Origin of the sequence: Limnohabitans sp. 103DPR2, from assembly GCF_001412575.1 — a bacterium.
Taxonomy (GTDB): domain Bacteria; phylum Pseudomonadota; class Gammaproteobacteria; order Burkholderiales; family Burkholderiaceae_C; genus Limnohabitans_A.
Genome location: NZ_CP011834.1, coordinates 2,893,492 through 2,912,956 on the forward strand (window position 1 = coordinate 2,893,492; position 19,465 = coordinate 2,912,956).

The following is a 19,465-nucleotide window of genomic DNA, read 5'->3' on the forward strand; positions in this document are numbered from 1 at the left end:
GACAAAAACCAAGCCCTAGATCAAGAACAAGCATCAAGCGCTCAAATGCACGCGCGCAAATTTGCGCTTGCCCACCTGAACCACATACGTGCCGGCCTCCAACTTCAAGCCTTTGTCGCTGACCACAGAAGAATCCACGCGCACACCGCCACCATCAATCAAGCGATTGGCTTCTGAGCCGGAAGGCGCCAAGCCTGCCATCTTGAGCAAATTACCGATGCCCAAAGGTGCGCCACTTAGGCTCACTTCAGGAATTTCATCGGGCACACCGCCCTTGCTGCGGTTGATAAAGTCTTGCTCGGCGGCATCGGCAGCTGCCGCACCATGGAAGCGCGAGGTAATTTCTTTGGCCAAGGCCACCTTGGCTTCTTTGGGGTTCAAGCCATCGGCCACCTGCTTCTTCAAAGCTTCAATCTCGGCCATGGATTTGAAGGACAGTAAGGTGTACCAGCGCCACATGAGCACATCCGAAATCGACAGCACCTTGGCAAACATGGTGTTGGGCTCTTCGCTGATGCCGATGTAGTTGTTCTTGGACTTGGACATTTTGTCCACGCCGTCCAAGCCTTCGAGCAAAGGCATCGTCAAAATGCACTGAGGCTCTTGGCCGTACTCGGTCTGCAAATGACGACCCATCAGCAAGTTGAACTTTTGATCGGTGCCGCCCAATTCCAGGTCAGACTTCAAAGCCACAGAGTCGTAGCCCTGCATAAGGGGGTACAAAAACTCGTGCACGCTGATGGGGGTACCGGCTTTAAACCGATCGTGAAAATCGTTGCGCTCCATCATGCGCGCCACTGTGTACTTGGCCGCCAACTGAATCATGCCCATGGCACCCAGCGGCAAACTCCACTCGCTGTTGTACCGAATTTCGGTTTTGGTGGGGTCCAGCACCAAACTGGCCTGGCGGTAGTACGTCTCTGCATTCAACTTGATTTGCTCGGGCGTCAACGGTGGACGCGTGGAGTTGCGACCAGAGGGGTCGCCAATCAGGCTGGTGAAGTCGCCAATCAAAAAGATCACCTGGTGACCCAAATTTTGCAACTGGCGCATTTTGTTCAGCACCACGGTATGGCCCACGTGGATATCGGGCGCGGTGGGGTCCAGGCCCAACTTGATGCGCAAGGGCACGCCGGTGGCCTCTGATTTGGCCAGTTTTTTGACCCAGTCTTCTTGGGGAATGAGCTCTTCACAGCCTCGCAAGGTGACCGCCAAGGCCTCTTTGACAGCGTCTGTCACGGGATAGGAGGTCGAAACAGGTGAATTCATAGGGTTTTCCAGTATGCGCCTTGGAGGTTTGAAGGTAGAATTGGCGGAATTGTTTGCCCTATTTTAAGGGCTGACCTTGCTATTCCCTATTGAATGAAATTTTTCAACACATTGATGACGACTGCCAAGCCGTTCAGCCTCGCGCTGTTGGCATCGGCCAAAGCCCACAGCGACACGCTGCGGGACTTTGTTGCGCGTCATCCCAAACACGTCACAGCCGTGCTTGCCGCAGTTCTGCTCGGCGGCGGCGGCGGCGCGTTTGCGGTGGCCAACTTGGGGCCAGATGCCGCCAATTTGCCCGTTCGCACCCTGGTTGAAACACTCAGCACACCCAATTTAGATGCACAAGTTGAAGCGCTTGAGCAGCAAACCCTCAAGCTCTACCGCAACGACATCACCCGCGGTAGCGACACGGCCGAGAGTTTGTTGCGCCGCCTGGGATTGGTTGACGCAGCCGCCGCCGCCTACATCCGCAAAACGCCAGAAGTTCGTCAAGCCCTGCTCAACCGCTCTGGCCGCAATGTGTCTGTGGAGGCCAATGAGCAGCAGCAACTGTTGACGCTCACCACACGCTGGCTCAAAAACGACAACGACAGCCAATTCCAGCGCATGGTCATCACGCGTGATGCAGACAACAAGTTCAGCGTTCGCACCGACACGGCACCTTTAACAGCCAGCGTTCGCATGTCTGGCGGCACAGTCAATTCTTCTTTGTACGAAGCCTCCGACGAAGCCCGTTTGCCCGAAACGGTCACACGCCAATTGGCCGATGTCTTCTCTGGTCAAATTGACTTCCACCGTGCATTGCGCAAAGGCGCTGTGTTCTCGGTGGTCTACGAAACCTTGGAAGCTGAAGGCGAACCCCTGCGCGCCGGCCGTTTGCTCAGCGCCGAAATTACCAACGATCAAAAAACCTACAACGCTGTTTGGTTCCAAGAGCCTGGCCAAAAGGGTGCTTACTACACCCTCAAAGGCGACAGCCTTCGCCGAGCTTTCTTGGCATCACCTGTTCCCTACTCACGCCGCACCAGCGGATTTGGCATGCGCGAGCATCCCATTCTCCATACCCAGCGCGCGCACTTAGGGGTTGACTACGCAGCGCCAACTGGCACACCCGTCATGTCCGTTGCCGACGGTGTGGTTGTTGAAAGTGGCTTCCAAGGCGCATTTGGCAACATGGTGGTGGTGCAACACAATGCTCGTCAAAGCACGGTTTACGCTCACCTCAGCCGCATGAACGTCAAGCGCGGTCAAACCATCAAACAAGGCGATATTGTGGGCGCAGTGGGTACCACGGGTCTGTCCACAGGTCCTCACCTGCACTTTGAATTCCGCATCAATGGTCGTCACGTCGATCCACTGACCTTGGCACAACAAGGTTCATCCGAACCTATCTCGGCTGCTCAGCGTAACCAGTTCAACCAACGTGCCGAATTTGCGCGCGCACAGTTGATGGCTGCGGCGCAAATGCGCCAAAACAACGTTCAATAATTCTCAGCGTTGGCAGGGGCCGGGTTGACTTCCTCCCCCTCTTCTCCCCTTTCCCCATCGCCCACAACGGTGACTCAACCCAGCTTTCAATACTTCATTGGCCTCATGTCGGGCACGTCGCTCGATGGCGTGGACGGTGTGCTCTTGCAATGGCAAAGCAAACCGGAACAAGAAAGTGGCAAAAGTGGAAATGGCAGCGTGGGTCAAGATCAGTCTCCTGCGTTGTTGTTCAACACGCCCAGCCTCAAAGTTTTGCAGCATGTCTTTCAGCCATTTGATGCTGAATTTCGGGCAGAGTTGCTGAGTCTGAATACACCGGGCAACAACGAGTTGCATCGCGCCGCATTGGCTGGCAATCGCTTGGCAAGAAACTATGCGCAGGTGGTGCATGCGCTGCTCAATGCAAGTGGTTTGCAAGCACATGACATTGCAGCCATTGGCGCCCATGGCCAAACGGTGCGACATCGTCCACTTGAATTTGATGCCGACCGCAGCACCGGTCAGGGCGCAGTCGGCTACACCTTGCAACTCAACAACCCCGCTTTGCTGGCCGAACTGACGGGCATTGATGTGGTGGCCGAATTTCGGACACGCGATTTGGCAGCCGGCGGTCAAGGTGCGCCTTTGGTGCCAGCCTTTCATGCAGAGGTTTTTGGCAACCCCAAGCACAGCGTGGCTGTGGTCAACATTGGCGGCATCTCCAACATCAGCATCTTGCGCAACACCGCACAGCACAGCATCACCGGCTTTGACTGCGGCCCTGGCAACGCCTTGATGGACCACTGGGTGCATGTGCACCAAGGCACTGACTACGATGCCAACGGCGCTTGGGCAGCGCAAGGTCAAGTCATTCCTTCATTGCTGCAAAGCTTGTTGACTGAAGCGTTTTTGCATCAGGCCCCCCCAAAAAGCACAGGCCGCGATTTGTTCAACCCCACTTGGTTGCAGCAACATTTGCGTGCAGATTTCAAAGCCGTTGATGTGCAAGCCACGCTGTGCGAGTTCACGGCCTTGGCCATTGCGCAAGACCTCAAGCGCCATGCGCCTGAAGCCCAGCAGTTGTGGGTGTGTGGCGGTGGCGCACTCAATGCGCACCTGATGTCGCGTTTGCAATTTCATGCACCCGGTGTGCAGGTGGCTTCTACGGAACTGCATGGCTTACCGCCCTTGCAAGTGGAAGCGGCCGCCTTTGCTTGGCTGGCTGCCAAAGCGATAAAACGAGAAACGGGAAGTCTAGAAAGCGTCACGGGCGCTCGAGGCGCCCGTGTCTTGGGGGCCATCTATCCCAGATGACCCTTCGGTGTATTTGGCTTTGTCGCTGAATTAAACCGAGAATGAAGAACCGCAACCACACGTGGTGGTGGCATTGGGGTTCTTGATCACAAACTGCGCGCCTTGCAGGTCTTCTTTGTAATCAATTTCTGCGCCCAACAAATACTGGTAGCTCATGGCATCGATCAGCAAAGACACGCCATGTTTGGTCATGGTGGTGTCATCTTCATTGACGATTTCGTCAAACGTAAAACCATACTGGAAGCCTGAGCAACCGCCACCCTGCACAAACACGCGCAGTTTCAAATCGGGGTTGCCTTCTTCGGCAATGAGGTCGGCCACTTTGGCGGCTGCACTGTCTGTGAAGACAATGGCTTCGGGCATTTCTGTGGGGATTGTTTCGGCTAAGGCGCTCATGTTTTTTCTCCGGCTACTTGGTGAGTAGTATAGTGGATTGGTCAACAATTAACTTCTAATAACTGCCTTGTTAGGAGGGGTTTCCGCCGGTCCGTTCTGGAAGAGGCGGCGCTGGTATTCGGACTTGCTCATCTTCGCTTTACTCAGAACTTCGCTTGTCCGAACACCAGCACCACCTCTTCCAGTACTGCTTACTTGGTGTTAACTTCCCCGCATGCCGCTACCCTTTTTTCTGGGTGGTGGTGGGGTATGGGTTGTAAGCGAAGTTCTGAGTCAAGCGAAGATGAGCGTCAACCCGTACCCCACCGCCGCCCAGAAAAAAAGCACTTACGAAAAAACCTGACGAAAAAAAAACCGCTCTGCAAGCAGAACGGTTTTCTTGAAACAGGCTGTAAACGAATTAACGCTTAGAGAACTGCTTACGGCGACGAGCAGAGTGCAAGCCGACCTTTTTACGTTCAACTTCGCGGGCGTCACGTGTGACAAAACCAGCTTGGCTGAGTACGGGCTTCAAAGAAGCGTCATAGTCAATCAGGGCACGTGTGATGCCGTGACGGGCTGCACCAGCTTGACCGGATTCGCCGCCACCGTGAACGTTGATTTGAATGTCGAAAGATTCGGCATTGTTGGTCAACATCAAAGGTTGCTTAGCGATCATGATCGAAGTCTCGCGGCCGAAGTAGGCTTGGATGTCCTTGCCATTGACCGTGATCTTGCCAGAGCCTTTTTTCAGAAACACGCGGGCGACGCTAGATTTGCGACGGCCGGTGCCATTGTTCCATTCACCAATCATTCTCAAGGCTCCTTAAATGTCCAGCACTTTAGGCTGTTGGGCGGTGTGGGGGTGCTCAGCGCCACCGTACACCTTGAGTTTTTTGATCATGGCGTAGCCCAGAGGACCTTTGGGCAACATGCCCTTAACGGCCTTCTCGAGCGCGCGTCCAGGGTGCTTGGACTGCATGTCGCGGAAGTTAGTGGCTGTGATGCCGCCTGGATAACCAGAATGGCGGTAGTACACCTTGTCCAAAGACTTGGTGCCAGTCACTTTAAGTTGTGCTGCGTTAACGACGACGATGAAGTCGCCAGTATCGACGTGAGGCGTGTAAATGGCCTTGTGTTTGCCGCGCAAACGGAGAGCAACTTCGCTGGCTACTCGTCCGAGGACCTTGTCGGTCGCGTCAATCACAAACCACTCGTGCGTCACGTCAGCGGGTTTTGCGCTGAACGTTTTGGTCATGAGTTTTCTCTTTAAAAGAAGGTTTGTTGGATCCTTTTCCACGGTCGGTGTTCCTCTTCTGGGAACCTCTTAGGTGGGGTTGGCCTTTACGTCTTTACCTGAGGTAAAAATCAAGGCCCTTCGCCGCGGGATCACTAATTCGCTGCGAAGCCCTCGATTCTAAACGACAAAATTGTTGTTTTGCAAGGGTTTTTTGGCATTTGAGGGGGTGTAAGCGTTACCATCAGGGCATGTTCAGTTACAGACACGCCTTTCACGCCGGTAACCATGCCGATGTCATCAAGCACCTTACCGTGATTGCCACTTTGCAGCACCTGCAACAAAAAGAAGGCGGCATCACCATTGTGGACACCCATGCGGGTGCTGGCCTGTACCGGCTTGACGGTGATTATTCCGAAACCGGCGGAGAAGCAAAGGACGGCATCTTCAAACTGCTCAGCCAGCTTGACGCTGCCAGCGCCAAGAAAGATGCCAAGCCCATTCCCGAAGCGCTCCAAGCCTATCTGGACATGATTGCCAGCTTCAACCCCAATGGCCAAGCCAAGTTCTACCCCGGCTCGCCCTTCATTCTTCACGCCATGCTGCGCAAAGATGCGCGCGACAAGTTGCGTCTGTTTGAATTGCACCCCACCGACAGCAAAGCTTTGGCTTCTAACGTGGCCCAACTGGACGCCGGCCGCAGCATCATGATTGCCCGCGAAGACGGATTTGAATCGCTCAAAAAATTGTTACCACCGCCGCCGTCGGCCACCGGCTCCAAACGCGCCATGGTGCTGATGGACCCCAGCTACGAAATCAAAAGCGATTACGGCAAAGTGGCCGCCAACATACAAGATTGCCTCAAGCGCTTTGCGACAGGTACTTATTTGGTTTGGTACCCCATCATTGCGCGGCCTGAGGCGCACGATTTGCCCAAGCGTTTGCGCACTTTGAGCAACCAGTCACAAAAACCATGGCTCAACCTCACCTTGTCGATTGGCCGCAACACCGACGGCAGCTCGGCAGGTTTGTCGGCCAGTGGCATGTTTGTGGTCAATGCGCCTTTTACGCTCAAAGACAAACTGCGCGAGGCCATGGAAGTGGTGGGGCCAGCGTTGGCGCGAGGTACAGGACATAGCTGGGCGGTTGAGCATAGCTAATGACCTTGTTTTGTCGTTAGTTGCTTACCCAGTTTTCAACCAACAGACCAGGTACGCGAACAAATTCATTCAAATTGTTCGTTACCAAAACCAGACCCTCACTTCTGGCATGGGCAGCAATGTGCAGGTCATTCACGCCAATGGTTTGGCCTGCTTTTTCTAAGACAGCTCGAATGTCACCATAGTGCATGGAGGCCTTGGCGGTATAGGGCAGTATGTCAATTAGAGTGGTGAACTCTTCAATTGCATTGAGATTCTCCTGGACGCGCACACTTTTTTCGGCCCCATGCTGAAGCTCAGAAAAAGTAATGGCTGATATCGCCATGCGATTGGCATTTTGATTAAACATCCCCATGACTTCGATGGGTCGCTTCTTCAACACATAGATGACGATGTTGGTATCCAAAAGATACTTGAACATCAAAGCGCTTCTCGATCTGATTGATTTTGCGACCCACGGTCGCTCATAAAGTCATCACTGACACGAGGCCCATTCAGAAAAAATTCATCCCACCGGTGTCCTAGCGGTGAAATGATTCTGTCCTTTCCTCGGGCACGAACTTCGACCTTTTTAACGGACTCAGGTAAGCGCAATTCGGCTGGCAATCTGACTGCCTGTGTGCGGTTATTTGTGAAGACAGTTGAGATGGCCATTTGATTGACTCCAATGTATATAGCCACAGTATATGGCGCGCTCGAAAATTCTCCAACATGAATGTCTTCAGCTTTATTCAAAAATTCATCTTCTTTATGGAAATCGAAACGATTCAGTCCCAGAGATTTTGGTAATACCGACCAAAGAGTCGAAAGCCGTTTTGAATTATGTCTTCGAGAACCTACATTCCCTCGTAGTCGCACTCATAGGTGTTGTTAGGTCCGTCTACCCACTGAAAATGCTTGGCATCTTTTTTAGGTACCTCGTTGCCAGCTTGATCAATGGGTACAAAAATCATATCAATTTCTCCAGATTTGAATGAATCTTCCCAAGATGTATCAAGCTTGCTTTCGAATGCAAATATCATTTCTGACAGCGCCCAGTCCCAGCGCTTAAAGTGATTGGCATCCGTGCCGTGTTCTTTTTCCTTGGGTGGCGCACTACTGCTCTTCAATTCATCTGGCACATCTGCATCTTCAACAAGAGGTGCGCCATGGCTCGTTAACTTGAGCTGACGAAGCATTGGCAAAACAATTTGCCCAAGTGTTTGGTCCATGCTCCAGGTATCCCAACGGTCAATTTTGACAAAGTCAATTTTGGGATGAATCCAATCCAAAATTTTTTGAATGAATTTACTAATTGGCACCAGACGATCAGTCCAGCTCTCCACCCAATCGGGACGATCTGTCCAAGTGCCATCCATTTCTGAGCAGCTAAGGGCTCTAATTAAGCTTTTGTCGCGATGGCATTTGGACCAATCTGTCCAGAAAAACAAATAGTCGACCATGGTGTAAGGGGACAACCAATGATGCCTGTAATTGTTGAAATAAACTTTCATTGTTGCCCGTCTCTTGCCATTGAACTCAATAATTAATGAATACTTAATAACTCTTTTAATGTAACGCCAAAGCTATCTATATGCTCAGCTTCACTCAGTTTTAAAAATGCACTTAATTAACCGACCGATCGGTCGGTTAATTGATATACTTCGCTTCAAACACGCTAACCCAGCGAGGAGAAGCCCATGTACACGCAATCCTTCAACGTGCCCGACGCACCGGACACCAACAGCACCTCAGCCACTGCCGCACTCAAGTCAGTGCCCAAAGCATTGACAGAAGCAGAAGTGGCATTGCAAGCGCAGTTCGATGCGCGCATCGATGCCGACGGCAAAGTCGAGCCGCGCGATTGGATGCCTGATGCGTATCGCAAAACTTTGGTGCGACAAATTAGCCAGCACGCACACAGCGAAATTGTGGGCATGTTGCCCGAAGGCAATTGGATCAGCCGTGCACCTAGCTTGAAGCGCAAAGCTATTTTGATTGCCAAGGTGCAAGACGAAGGCGGTCATGGTTTGTATTTGTACGGCGCGGCCGAAACACTGGGCACCAGCCGCGATCAAATGCTCGACGCATTGCACACCGGCAAAGCCAAGTACAGCTCCATCTTCAACTACCCCACGCTCAATTGGGCCGACGTGGGCGTGATTGGTTGGTTGGTCGATGGCGCGGCCATCATGAATCAAATTCCTTTGTGCCGTTGCTCATACGGTCCTTATGCACGCGCCATGATTCGCGTGTGCAAGGAAGAAAGTTTTCACCAGCGTCAAGGCTACGAAGCCTTGTTGGTGATGATGCAAGGCACGGCCGAACAAAAGGCCATGGTGCAAGACGCAGTCAATCGTTGGTGGTGGAAATGCTTGGCGATGTTTGGACCGCCCGATGCCGACAGCCCCAACAGCGTGCAAGGCATGCGATGGGGCATCAAGCGCATCAGCAACGATGATCTGCGTCAAAAGTTTGTCGATGCCACAGTGCCACAAGCCAAAGTGTTGGGCGTGACTTTGCCCGATCCCGATTTGAAGTGGAACGAAGAGCGTCAACACTACGACTACGGTCAGATTGATTGGGATGAATTCTGGGCCACCGTCAATGGCAATGGCCCTTGCAACAAAGAACGTTTGGGTACGCGCGTGAAGGCCTGGAACGATGGCCAATGGGTGCGCGATGCCGCTGTGGCACACGCCAACAAACAAGCGCACAGACAAGCACAAAAGAATTTGAAGGAGGCTGCATGAGCGCCGATCAAAAAACGACCGAGAACAACGCAAGTACAGCGGCCCTCAAAGAGTGGCCCCTGTGGGAAGTGTTCGTTCGCAGCAAGCAAGGCTTGGAGCACAAGCACTGCGGCAGTTTGCATGCGTCCGATTCACAACACGCTTTGCAAATGGCGCGCGATGTTTACACGCGCCGTCAAGAAGGTGTGAGCATTTGGGTGGTGCAGTCTTCGTCGATTGCGGCCAGCGAACCCAATGACAAATCGGAATTCTTCGAGCCCGCCAGCGACAAGGTGTACCGTCACCCCACCTTCTACGAAATTCCATCTGAAGTGGGGCACATGTAATGTCTGCGGCGCAAGCAACTTTGAACGCCACCTTGCCCATCGACTATTGGCTGCACTTGGCCGATAACGCTTTGGTGTTGGGTCAACGCAATGCGGAGTGGTGTGGCCACGGTCCTATTTTGGAAGAAGACATTGCTTTGTCGAACAACAGCTTGGACTTGGTGGGCCAAGCGCGTTTGTTGTACCAAGAAGCCGCAGCGCAAATGGGCAATGGCGCAACAGAAGACACACTGGCCTACTTTCGGGATGTGCCAGATTTCAAAAACTACACCTTGCTAGAGTTGCCGCATCATGCGCCACTGGCGGGTACTTCTGCCAGCGAGCGTGACTTCGCCACCACCTTGGTTCGCAACTTTTTATACAGCGCACTGATGGTATTGGTGTGGGACAAATTGCAACACGCACCCAACGAACAATTGGCCGCCATTGCAGCCAAGTCGCTCAAAGAAGTGCGCTACCACTTGCGTCATTCGCGCGATTGGCTGCTGCGCATGGGCGATGGCACCGCTGAATCGCATGGTCGTGCTCAAGCTTCTGTCAATCACTTGATGCCCTACACGCAAGAGTTCTGGACAAGCAGCGACTACGAAACAGAGGCTGCCAAAGTCACAGGCTTGGACATGGCCAGTTTGCAAAACGATTGGAACCAAATTGTGGACCAAGCTTTAGCTGAGGCCACACTCAAGCGCCCTGCTTCTGGCGGCTTTGTGCCCACTGGCAAACACAGCGTTCACTCAGAGCATTTGGGCTTCATGTTGGCCGAGATGCAAAGCTTGGCGCGTGCGCATCCCAACGCCACTTGGTAATTCAAGCGTCACAAGTTCATCATGACGATGGCCACCCCTGCTTCTGCATCTGCGCTTGAACAAAGCGCAGTTGAAAAAGCATGGGCGTTGCTAGAGTCTTTGACCGACCCAGAAATTCCGGTGGTCACTTTGCGCGAGCTAGGTATCTTGCGCGATGTGCGCACAGCTGTTGCACAAGATGGCACAGAACAATTGGAAGTGGTCATCACGCCGACCTACAGCGGCTGCCCTGCCATGGGTCAAATTGAAGACGACGTGTCCAACTTGCTGCAAGCACATGGCTTGAAGGGCCAAGTTAAAACGCAATTGGCACCCGCTTGGACCACTGACTGGATCACACCAGAGGCCAAAGAAAAATTGCGCGCTTACGGCATTGCACCGCCCCACAGTGGCGCTGACCACGATTGCCAAACGCCAAGTGGCAAACTGAATGGCAGTGGCGCCTCCAGCATCATTCAATTTGCAGCCCGCAGCACCAGCAATCCAGGGCGTCACGAACAGTTGGCTGTGCCCTGCCCGCAATGCAATTCGCACAACACCACCGAAACATCTCACTTTGGCTCCACCGCCTGCAAAGCGCTTTACCGCTGCCTTGATTGCATGGAGCCGTTTGATTATTTCAAACCTTATTGATTTGAAAATTACCGCACCATGACCGCTTTCAAATTTCACGAACTGCCTGTTTCCAACATCACGCCCGAAGCAGCAGGTGCAGTGGCCATCACTTTACAAGTGCCTGAAGCATTGCGCAGTGGCTTCAATTTCAAAGCAGGCCAGTTTTTAACATTACGCGCCACCATTGATGGCAACGATGTGCGCCGCAGCTACTCCATCAGCTCGTCACAAAATTCATACGCACGCAACGGCACTTTAGAAGTTGGCATTCGCCCCGTCCAAGGCGGCGTGTTTTCTAATTGGGCTGCCACGCAACTGAAGGTGGGTGATGTGCTTCGTGTCATGCCCGCGGATGGCCGTTTCATCGTACAGCGCCCGCGCGCCATTCACCGCGTTGGCTTTGCGGCAGGCTCTGGCATCACACCCATTTTGTCCATTTTGGCCAGCACCTTGGAAGAACAAGCAGAATCTAAATTCACCTTGGTCTATGGCAATCGACGTATGGACAGCGTGATGTTCAATGAAGCGCTGCAAGACCTTAAGGACCGCTATCCAAATCGACTCACACTGATTCACGTGCTGTCGCGACAAGCACAAGAAGTGCCTTTGCTGGAAGGCCGCATAGACGAAGCCAAGGTCAAAGAAATAGTGAACAGTCTCTTGCCTGCAGCCAGCATGGACGAGGTATTCATTTGCGGCCCTGAAGCCATGATTGAAGCCACCGAAAAAGCTTTACTCGAAGTAGGCGTACCAGCACGCAACATTCGCACAGAGCGATTCACATCGCCGACACTCGAAGCCTTGCCTGCAGATGCGCGCAAGCAAGTGGTCTTAGGCCATTCCCCTGAAACTAAAGGCGATGTGGCACTCACAGTAGTGCTGGATGGCAAGATGCATCAAATGCAAATGTCGGCCACGGACAAAATTTTGGATGTGGCATTGGCCGCAGGCTTGGACCTGCCCTACTCCTGCAAAGGCGGTGTGTGCTGCACCTGCCGCGCCAAAGTGATGCAGGGTACCGTGGCCATGGAGAAGAACTTCACGCTAGAAAACTGGGAAACCGAACAAGGCTTTGTGCTCAGTTGCCAAGCCAAACCCACTAGCAAAGAAGTGGTGATGAGTTTTGATGAGCGATAAAAAAAGAGCTGCTAACTTTTCAAGTTGCAGCTCTTTTAGATGAATGAAGCGCTCATGTACAGAGCGCTTTTTTTACGCCAATCGTTTGAGTAACTCCAAAGTCGTCGCACTCTGATTCATCGTATAAAAGTGCAACGCTGGCACACCTGCATTGCGCAACTGATCGCACAAGTCAGCCACCACATCCAAGCCAAAGGCCTTGATAGACGCAGTGTCATCACCGTAACCCTGCAAGCGCAAGCGAATCCAACGGGGAATTTCTGCGCCGCATGCATCTGAAAATCTCAACAGCTGTGTAGAACTGGTGATGGGCATGATGCCAGGCACCACGGGCACATCTACACCTAGCTTGTGCGCATCGTCCACGAAACGAAAGTACGCATCGGTGTTGTAGAAGTACTGTGTAATGGCCGAGTTTGCGCCCGCCTTCACCTTGGCCACAAAGGCCTGCAAATCAGACTCAGGTGATTTAGCCTGAGGATGCACTTCGGGATAAGCCGCCACTTCAATGTGGAAGTCATCACCCGTTTCTTTGCGAATAAACGCCACCAAGTCGGAAGCGTAATGAAACGCACCACCCATGCCGTAACCACTGGGCAAATCGCCGCGCAAAGCCACCAAGCGCTTCACGCCCATGGCTTTCAAGGTGGCCAGTTCTTTGCGAACAGATTCTTCACTGGCGCCAATGCAAGAGAAGTGCGACGCAGCGGCCACGCCTTCTTTCAAAATCTCGCCCACGGTGCCAAAGGTGCCTTCTTGCGTTGAGCCGCCTGCACCGTAGGTTACTGAACAAAACTCAGGTGCTTGCGTGTAAAGCTGTTGACGCACAGCGCGCAGCTTTTCGGCACCTTCCGGTGTTTTAGGTGGAAAAAATTCAAAGCTAACGGGTAATTTTTTCATACGTCACTCAGGCAGTTAATTGCCTCTAAGCAGGCTTAGTGGCCTGCACAAAAAACTCACGATTGCCATCGCCACCTTCAATGGCGCTGTCGTACCAACCGGTCACTTTCAAACCCAACTCTTTGAGCGAGGTTCGAATGCGTTTTTCAATCACGGGGTACATGGCGGGGTCTTTGACCAAACCGTTCTTGCCAATGTTCTCGGGCTGCAATTCAAACTGAGGCTTCACCAACATCAAGAGCGTGCCGCCCGGTTTCAAAAACGGCACCACCCCAGGCAGCACCAGCGTCAAGGAGATAAAGGACACATCGCCCACCATCACATCAAAGCCAGCCTCGGCATCAGGAATGCGCTCATCATCGGGCATCAACTCGCGGGCGTTCACACCTTCAATGCAAATGACGCGCGCATCTTCTCGCACACGCGGATGCACTTGGCCATGGCCCACATCGATACCCACCACTTCGGCAGCACCGTTCAGTAGCAAGCACTCGGTAAAACCACCGGTGCTCTGACCCACATCCATACAACGCAGGCCTGAAACAGAAACGCCACTGTCACGCAGTGCACCTTCCAGTTTCAAACCACCGCGAGAAACGTACTTGGATTCGGAATCGTCCAGCAACACAATTTCTGCATCGCTGGGCACTTCGTCTTTGTTCTTATTGATCTTGCGCCATTCCACCGAAGACTTCACAGCCTCTACCACGGCCGTTGGCAAAGCGCCCGGTGGCGTGCGCCACTGAACACCTGCCGCAATCAGCCGCTGGGCCTGTGAACGAGACGCGGCCAGGCCGCGCTCTACTAACAATTGGTCAATGCGCAAAACAATCCGATCAATAACGGTAAGTGTCTGGCTTGTAAGGGCCGTTTTTAGACACACCAATGTAGGCCGCTTGTGAGTCAGACAACTCAGTCAACATCGCGCCCACCTTCATCAGGTGCAAACGCGCAACCTTCTCGTCCAAGTGCTTAGGCAACACATAGACCTTGCCGTTTTCATACGCTTCTGGGCGTGTGAACAATTCAATTTGCGCAATGGTTTGGTTGGCAAAGGAAGAGCTCATCACAAAGCTGGGGTGACCTGTACCGCAACCCAAGTTCACCAAGCGGCCTTTGGCCAGCATGATGATTTTCTTGCCATCGGGGAACACAATGTGGTCAACCTGGGGCTTGATCTCTTCCCATGTGTATTTCTCAACAGAGGCAATGTCGATCTCGTTGTCGAAGTGACCAATGTTGCAAACAATGGCTTCGTCTTTCATGGCCAACATGTGGTCATGCGTAATGACGTGCTTGTTGCCGGTGGCTGTTACGAAGATGTCTGCTTTGTCGGCAGCGTAATCCATCGTCACAACTTTGTAGCCTTCCATGGCGGCTTGCAATGCGTTGATGGGGTCAATCTCAGTCACCCAAACTTGCGCGCTCAGTGCGCGCAAAGCTTGTGCACTGCCCTTGCCCACGTCGCCGTAACCGGCCACCACAGCCACTTTGCCGGCAATCATCACGTCAGTGGCGCGCTTGATGCCGTCCACCAAAGATTCGCGGCAACCGTACAAGTTGTCAAACTTGGACTTGGTCACAGAGTCGTTCACGTTGATGGCGCGGAACATCAGTTCGCCCTTGGCGCTCATCTCGTTCAAGCGGTGCACGCCAGTGGTTGTTTCTTCGGTCACGCCAATGATTTGGGCAGACTTACGGCTGTACCAAGTGCTGTCTTCGGCCAACTTGGCTTTGATGGCGGCAAACAGGCAGGTCTCTTCTTCTGATCCTGGGTTGTTCAAAATGGATGCGTCTTTTTCTGCGCGCTTGCCCAAGTGCATCAGGAGCGTGGCGTCACCGCCGTCGTCCAAAATCATGTTGGGGCCTTCGCCTTCAGTGCCCTTGGCGCCGAAGTCAAAAATGCGGTGGGTGTAATCCCAGTACTCAGTGAGATTCTCGCCCTTCACCGCAAACACAGGCGTGCCGTTGGCGGCAATGGCTGCGGCGGCGTGGTCTTGCGTGGAGTAAATGTTGCAAGAAGCCCAACGCACTTGAGCGCCCAAAGCTTGCAGGGTTTCAATCAGCACCGCTGTTTGAATGGTCATGTGCAATGAGCCAGTCACGCGGGCACCTTTGAGGGGCTGGGCGGCGGCAAATTCTTTGCGGATGGCCATCAAACCGGGCATTTCGGTCTCGGCAATTTTGATCTCTTTGCGTCCCCAGTCGGCCAAGCCGATGTCGGCAATGGCGCAATCGGCGTTAACAGCGGTGTTTAAACGTGCGTTCATAGTGTGCTCCAAATTAAAGTTTGAAACCACTTCTCAGAGGGATGCCCAGAGGTAAATCCCGTTGAACTCAGTTGAAAAATAGAGCTCATCCCGCAGAAAAGTGGATGAGCGTCGTTGCAAAGTAGGGTTCCGAGCCTCACGTCCTCGCCATGTCTGTCAACAGAATGGGGGCCGCTGCAACGCTCCTCGGAATGGGACAAATTATACTAGCGGCATCTCTGGATTCAAAGCCAGACACCCAAATTCCCCTGGAGCTACATTGACTTACGCCCAAGAAACCCGGCGCCGCCGGACGTTCGCCATCATTTCTCACCCTGACGCGGGTAAAACCACGCTCACCGAAAAGCTCTTGCTGTTCTCGGGTGCCATTCAAATTGCCGGCTCGGTCAAGGCCCGTAAGGCTTCGCGCCACGCCACCTCCGACTGGATGGAAATTGAAAAGCAGCGTGGCATTTCGGTGGCTTCATCGGTCATGCAGATGCTGTACCGCGACCATGTGATCAACCTGCTGGACACCCCCGGCCACAAAGACTTCAGCGAAGACACCTATCGCGTGCTCACCGCCGTGGACTCCGCCCTCATGGTGATTGACGCGGCCAACGGTGTGGAAGCCCAAACCAGAAGGCTGATTGAAGTGTGCCGCCAGCGCGATACGCCCATCATCACCTTCGTGAACAAGATGGACCGCGAAGTGCGCGACCCATTGGACATCTTGGACGAAGTCGAGCGCGAACTGGGCATGCCCTGCGTGCCCATGACTTGGCCTGTGGGCCAGGGCAAATCCTTTGGTGGCATCATCAACTTGCGCACTCAAGCCATGACCGTGTTTGAGTCGGGCAGCGAGCGTTTGCCGCAAGACTTCGAAGCCATGCCGCTGTCAGAAGAAGCTGCATTGCACGCACGCTTTGGCAATGAATTTGCCACCGCACTCGAAAGCATGGAGTTGGCCACCGGCGCCTCACCTGCCTTCGACCGCGAAGCCTTCTTGGCCGGCAAACAAACCCCCGTCTTCTTCGGCTCCGGTGTGAACAACTTCGGTGTGATGGAAGTGCTAGACGCTTTGGTCGACTTGGCCCCCTCACCCAAGCCCCGCACCAGCTCACTCATTGTCAACAAGCAACCGGTCATCAAAGAAGTGCAGCCCGAAGACGCCGCCTTTGCTGGCGTGGTGTTCAAGGTGCAGGCCAACATGGACCCCTCGCACCGCGACCGCATTGCGTTTGTGCGCATGGCCTCGGGCAAGTACACCCCCGGCATGAAACTCAAAGTGCAACGCACCGGCAAAGAACTGCGTCCTACCAGCGTGGTGACCTTCTTGAGCCAACGCCGCGAAGCAGTAGACGAAGCTTATGCTGGCGACATCATCGGCTTCACGACCCACGGCGGTGTGCAGTTGGGCGACACCATCACCGATGGTGCCAACTTGCTGTTCACGGGCCTGCCTTTCTTCGCGCCTGAACTGTTCATGACAGTCATCTTGAAGAACCCTCTGCGAACCAAACAACTGCAAGCTGGCCTGGACCAGCTGGGCGAAGAAGGTGCCATTCAGGTTTTCAAACCCGAAGTGGGCGGCCCTATGTTGCTGGGCGCAGTGGGCCAGTTGCAATTTGAGGTGGTACAGCACCGCTTGAAGGCTGAATACGATTGCGATGTTCGATTGGAAGGCTGCCAATACACCGGTGCGCGTTGGATTACAGCCGATACGCCCGCGGAACTGCGCGAGTTCTTAAACGCGTATCCACAGCGCATGGCCTTGGATGCGGCCGATACCTTGGCTTACCTTTGCACCTCGCCTTACGACGTGCGTTTGGCGCAAGAGCGTTTCCCGAAGATTCACTTTCATCCGCTGCGTGAGCATGCGGGATTGGCTTTGGGATCTGCGGGCTAATGAAACCCCTGTCGGCATGGCCCCAAAGCGCCCGCGCCAACATCGTGGGCGTCTTCACCGACATTGACGACACCCTCACCACCGAAGGCGCCATCACAGGCGATGCGCTTCAGGCCCTGCACGATTTAAAAGCCGCGGGCCTCATGGTCATTCCCATCACCGGCAGACCTGTCGGTTGGAGCATCCCCTTCGCATCCACCTGGCCCGTGAACGCCATGGTGGCCGAAAACGGTGCCGTGGCCTTGCTTCACAACCCGCAAACAAAACAAGTCCATAAAATCTACCAACAAGACTTGACCACCCGCACACGAAACTTCCAAGAAATGCAGCGCATTGCCAAACGCGTGTTGCAAGAAATTCCTGGCACCGTGATGGCCCAAGATTCACCCGGCCGCGAAACCGACATTGCGTTTGACCACAGCGAGTTTCATCACCTGTCTCAAGAACAAATTCAGCAAGTTTTAAAACTGCTGAAAGAAGAAGGCATGACCGCCACCGTTAGCAGCATCCACATCAATGCGTGGTTTGGAGATCACAACAAATGGCATGGCGCGCAGTGGATTCTGAAAGAACTCACAGGCAGAGACCTCACAAAGGAACTTGACCAATGGATCTATGTGGGCGACTCCACCAACGACCAAGTGATGTTTGAGCATTTCACGCACAGCGTGGGTGTGGCCAACATCAGGCGCTTTGAGAAAGCGCTCAAGCACCTGCCGGAGTACATTGCACAGCAGGAGCGTGGCGCTGGATTTTCTGAAGTGGCAAGCTTGCTAAGCTCTCCTTACCGCTAAACGCAGGCCTTCCAACTTTCGCGCCAGCTCCAAACCTTCACACCGTTGCGCTCGTAACTTTCATCACCACCGTAAACCAATTGCGGCGCGTGCTGATCTACATCCGAAAACTTCAACCACTTGTTCAAACCCGACACCCAATCGGATGCAAACGTACTGCCCGACTTGATTTCAATGGGCCTCAGCCCTAAGGGTGTTTCAAGCACCACATCCACTTCGTGCCCAGTGCTGTCTCGCCAAAAATACAGCGATGAAGCCTGACCTTGGTTCAAACTGTGTTTGTGCAACTCACTGACCACCCACGTTTCAAACAATGCGCCTCGCGCAGGATGTATTTCCAAGGTGGCTGCATCACGAATGCCCATAAGCCACGCTGCTAACGCTGCATCTACAAAATACAATTTGGGCGACTTGACCAAACGTTTTCCAAAATTTTGATGGTGCGGCTTGAGTAGCATCACCACATAACTGGCCTCAAGCACACTCAGCCACTGCTTGGCTGTAACGGCACTGATGCCGCAATCGGCGGCCAAAGCAGCCAGGTTCAACAGTTGGCCAGTTCTGGCAGCGCACATCTTCACAAACAATTGAAACTGTCCTAAATCACGAACTGCTATCAGTTGACGTACATCACGCTCAACATAGGTAGCCATGTAATTTGCAAACCAATCTTGCGGCGACACAGGTCTGTCAAACAGTGCGGGGTAGCCGCCAGTTAACAAAGCTTGTGGCAACTTGGCCGGCAGCTGACCACTGGCCGACAACTCAGCAGCACTGAATGGCAACAGTTCAACGCGCCCTACGCGGCCCGCCAAACTTTGAGACAGGCCTTCAATCAACTCAAATTGCGCAGAACCCGTCAGCACAAAATCGCCCATCAATCCACGCTCATCCACCAAACCTTGCAACCAAGACAACAACTCAGGGCACCTTTGCACTTCGTCCAAGATGGCACCTTGCGGATATCGAGCTAGAAAGCGTTTGGGATCGGTTTTGGCAAACTCCCTTTCCTCAGGGTTTTCCAAGGACACATAGGGCTTGTCTTGAAACACCCATTTGGCAAGCGTCGTTTTGCCAGACTGCCGCGGTCCGGTCACAGCCACCACAGGAAAGCCTTTGGCCAATCGCTTTAAGGTTTCAGCAGCAATGCGGGGAATCATATTTTGCAAATG

At 53.5% G+C, this 19,465-nt stretch carries 21 protein-coding genes and 1 riboswitch; of the genes, 10 read left to right on the plus strand and 11 right to left on the minus strand.

Annotation, left to right across the window (positions count from 1 at the left end; genetic code table 11):
- Positions 1-33: 33 nt before the first annotated feature.
- Positions 34-1,269: a tyrosine--tRNA ligase gene (gene tyrS, locus L103DPR2_RS13970; protein ID WP_055361700.1), complete on the minus strand. Its 1,236-nt coding sequence runs from the start codon at positions 1,267-1,269 to the stop codon at positions 34-36.
- 93 nt (positions 1,270-1,362) lie between these two features.
- Here tyrS and L103DPR2_RS13975 point away from each other — a divergent pair, with 93 nt between their 5' ends.
- Positions 1,363-2,760, plus strand: coding sequence for a M23 family metallopeptidase (locus L103DPR2_RS13975; RefSeq protein ID WP_082466829.1), 1,398 nt, complete (start codon positions 1,363-1,365; stop codon positions 2,758-2,760).
- A gap of 69 nt (positions 2,761-2,829) precedes the next feature.
- Positions 2,830-4,053: an anhydro-N-acetylmuramic acid kinase gene (locus L103DPR2_RS13980; RefSeq protein WP_257719797.1), complete on the plus strand. Its 1,224-nt coding sequence runs from the start codon at positions 2,830-2,832 to the stop codon at positions 4,051-4,053.
- A 30-nt stretch (positions 4,054-4,083) separates the two neighbouring features.
- On the opposite strand, the gene erpA is transcribed toward L103DPR2_RS13980, so the two are convergent.
- The 3 genes from erpA to rplM all read right to left on the minus strand — a co-directional run bounded on the left by erpA (position 4,084) and on the right by rplM (position 5,686).
- Positions 4,084-4,449 (minus strand): iron-sulfur cluster insertion protein ErpA, encoded by a 366-nt coding sequence (gene erpA, locus L103DPR2_RS13985; RefSeq protein WP_055361702.1) that lies wholly within the window; start codon positions 4,447-4,449, stop codon positions 4,084-4,086.
- 400 nt (positions 4,450-4,849) lie between these two features.
- Positions 4,850-5,242 (minus strand): 30S ribosomal protein S9, encoded by a 393-nt coding sequence (rpsI, locus tag L103DPR2_RS13990; RefSeq protein ID WP_055361703.1) that lies wholly within the window; start codon positions 5,240-5,242, stop codon positions 4,850-4,852.
- A gap of 12 nt (positions 5,243-5,254) precedes the next feature.
- Complete coding sequence (gene rplM / locus L103DPR2_RS13995) at positions 5,255-5,686, minus strand: 50S ribosomal protein L13 (protein WP_055361704.1); 432 nt, start codon at positions 5,684-5,686, stop codon at positions 5,255-5,257.
- A gap of 230 nt (positions 5,687-5,916) precedes the next feature.
- Between rplM and L103DPR2_RS14000 the strand changes: the two genes are divergently transcribed.
- Positions 5,917-6,825 carry a 23S rRNA (adenine(2030)-N(6))-methyltransferase RlmJ gene (locus L103DPR2_RS14000; protein ID WP_055361705.1) on the plus strand — a complete coding sequence of 303 codons (909 nt, stop codon included), beginning with the start codon at positions 5,917-5,919 and terminating at the stop codon, positions 6,823-6,825.
- Positions 6,826-6,841: 16 nt separating this feature from the next.
- On the opposite strand, the gene vapC is transcribed toward L103DPR2_RS14000, so the two are convergent.
- From vapC to L103DPR2_RS14015, 3 genes are all read right to left on the minus strand, one after another.
- Entirely contained in the window at positions 6,842-7,246 is a 405-nt protein-coding gene (vapC, locus tag L103DPR2_RS14005) for a type II toxin-antitoxin system tRNA(fMet)-specific endonuclease VapC (RefSeq protein ID WP_055361706.1), read from the minus strand.
- On the minus strand, positions 7,246-7,479 hold the full coding sequence (vapB, locus tag L103DPR2_RS14010; protein ID WP_055362077.1) for a type II toxin-antitoxin system VapB family antitoxin: 234 nt from the start codon (positions 7,477-7,479) through the stop codon (positions 7,246-7,248). Before vapB ends, vapC begins: the two co-directional genes overlap by 1 nt.
- Before the next feature lie 182 nt (positions 7,480-7,661).
- Complete coding sequence (locus tag L103DPR2_RS14015) at positions 7,662-8,267, minus strand: hypothetical protein (protein ID WP_231717653.1); 606 nt, start codon at positions 8,265-8,267, stop codon at positions 7,662-7,664.
- A 237-nt stretch (positions 8,268-8,504) separates the two neighbouring features.
- On the opposite strand from L103DPR2_RS14015, the gene paaA reads away from it, so the two are divergent.
- From paaA to L103DPR2_RS14040, 5 genes are read left to right on the plus strand one after another with little or no spacing between them, the layout of a single operon-like run.
- On the plus strand, positions 8,505-9,557 hold the full coding sequence (gene paaA / locus L103DPR2_RS14020; RefSeq protein ID WP_055361708.1) for a 1,2-phenylacetyl-CoA epoxidase subunit PaaA: 1,053 nt from the start codon (positions 8,505-8,507) through the stop codon (positions 9,555-9,557).
- Complete coding sequence (gene paaB, locus L103DPR2_RS14025) at positions 9,554-9,883, plus strand: 1,2-phenylacetyl-CoA epoxidase subunit PaaB (protein ID WP_055361709.1); 330 nt, start codon at positions 9,554-9,556, stop codon at positions 9,881-9,883. The genes paaA and paaB overlap by 4 nt, the downstream gene beginning before the upstream one ends.
- A complete protein-coding gene (gene paaC / locus L103DPR2_RS14030) occupies positions 9,883-10,689 on the plus strand; it encodes a 1,2-phenylacetyl-CoA epoxidase subunit PaaC (protein WP_055361710.1) in 807 nt (268 codons plus the stop codon). Before paaB ends, paaC begins: the two co-directional genes overlap by 1 nt.
- Positions 10,690-10,710: 21 nt before the next feature.
- Complete coding sequence (paaD, locus tag L103DPR2_RS14035) at positions 10,711-11,322, plus strand: 1,2-phenylacetyl-CoA epoxidase subunit PaaD (RefSeq protein WP_197274886.1); 612 nt, start codon at positions 10,711-10,713, stop codon at positions 11,320-11,322.
- An 18-nt stretch (positions 11,323-11,340) separates the two neighbouring features.
- A complete protein-coding gene (locus L103DPR2_RS14040) occupies positions 11,341-12,441 on the plus strand; it encodes a 2Fe-2S iron-sulfur cluster-binding protein (RefSeq protein WP_055361712.1) in 1,101 nt (366 codons plus the stop codon).
- Between the two features lie 72 nt (positions 12,442-12,513).
- Here L103DPR2_RS14040 and metF read toward each other — a convergent pair whose 3' ends face one another.
- From metF to ahcY, 3 genes are read right to left on the minus strand one after another with little or no spacing between them, the layout of a single operon-like run.
- Complete coding sequence (metF, locus tag L103DPR2_RS14045) at positions 12,514-13,341, minus strand: methylenetetrahydrofolate reductase [NAD(P)H] (protein ID WP_055361713.1); 828 nt, start codon at positions 13,339-13,341, stop codon at positions 12,514-12,516.
- Between the two features lie 25 nt (positions 13,342-13,366).
- On the minus strand, positions 13,367-14,167 hold the full coding sequence (locus L103DPR2_RS14050; protein WP_055361714.1) for a TlyA family RNA methyltransferase: 801 nt from the start codon (positions 14,165-14,167) through the stop codon (positions 13,367-13,369).
- Between the two features lie 10 nt (positions 14,168-14,177).
- Entirely contained in the window at positions 14,178-15,611 is a 1,434-nt protein-coding gene (gene ahcY, locus L103DPR2_RS14055; protein WP_055361715.1) for an adenosylhomocysteinase, read from the minus strand.
- Between the two features lie 99 nt (positions 15,612-15,710).
- A riboswitch (S-adenosyl-L-homocysteine riboswitch) is annotated at positions 15,711-15,805 on the minus strand.
- A 65-nt stretch (positions 15,806-15,870) separates the two neighbouring features.
- Between ahcY and L103DPR2_RS14060 the strand changes: the two genes are divergently transcribed.
- The gene (locus tag L103DPR2_RS14060; RefSeq protein ID WP_055361716.1) at positions 15,871-17,499 is read left to right on the plus strand and encodes a peptide chain release factor 3; all 1,629 of its coding nucleotides are present in this window, start codon (positions 15,871-15,873) and stop codon (positions 17,497-17,499) included.
- Entirely contained in the window at positions 17,499-18,293 is a 795-nt protein-coding gene (locus L103DPR2_RS14065; protein ID WP_055361717.1) for an HAD-IIB family hydrolase, read from the plus strand. Before L103DPR2_RS14060 ends, L103DPR2_RS14065 begins: the two co-directional genes overlap by 1 nt.
- On the opposite strand, the gene L103DPR2_RS14070 is transcribed toward L103DPR2_RS14065, so the two are convergent.
- Complete coding sequence (locus tag L103DPR2_RS14070) at positions 18,290-19,453, minus strand: ATP-binding protein (RefSeq protein ID WP_055361718.1); 1,164 nt, start codon at positions 19,451-19,453, stop codon at positions 18,290-18,292. The genes L103DPR2_RS14065 and L103DPR2_RS14070 overlap by 4 nt on opposite strands.
- Between the last annotated feature and the right edge of the window lie 12 nt (positions 19,454-19,465).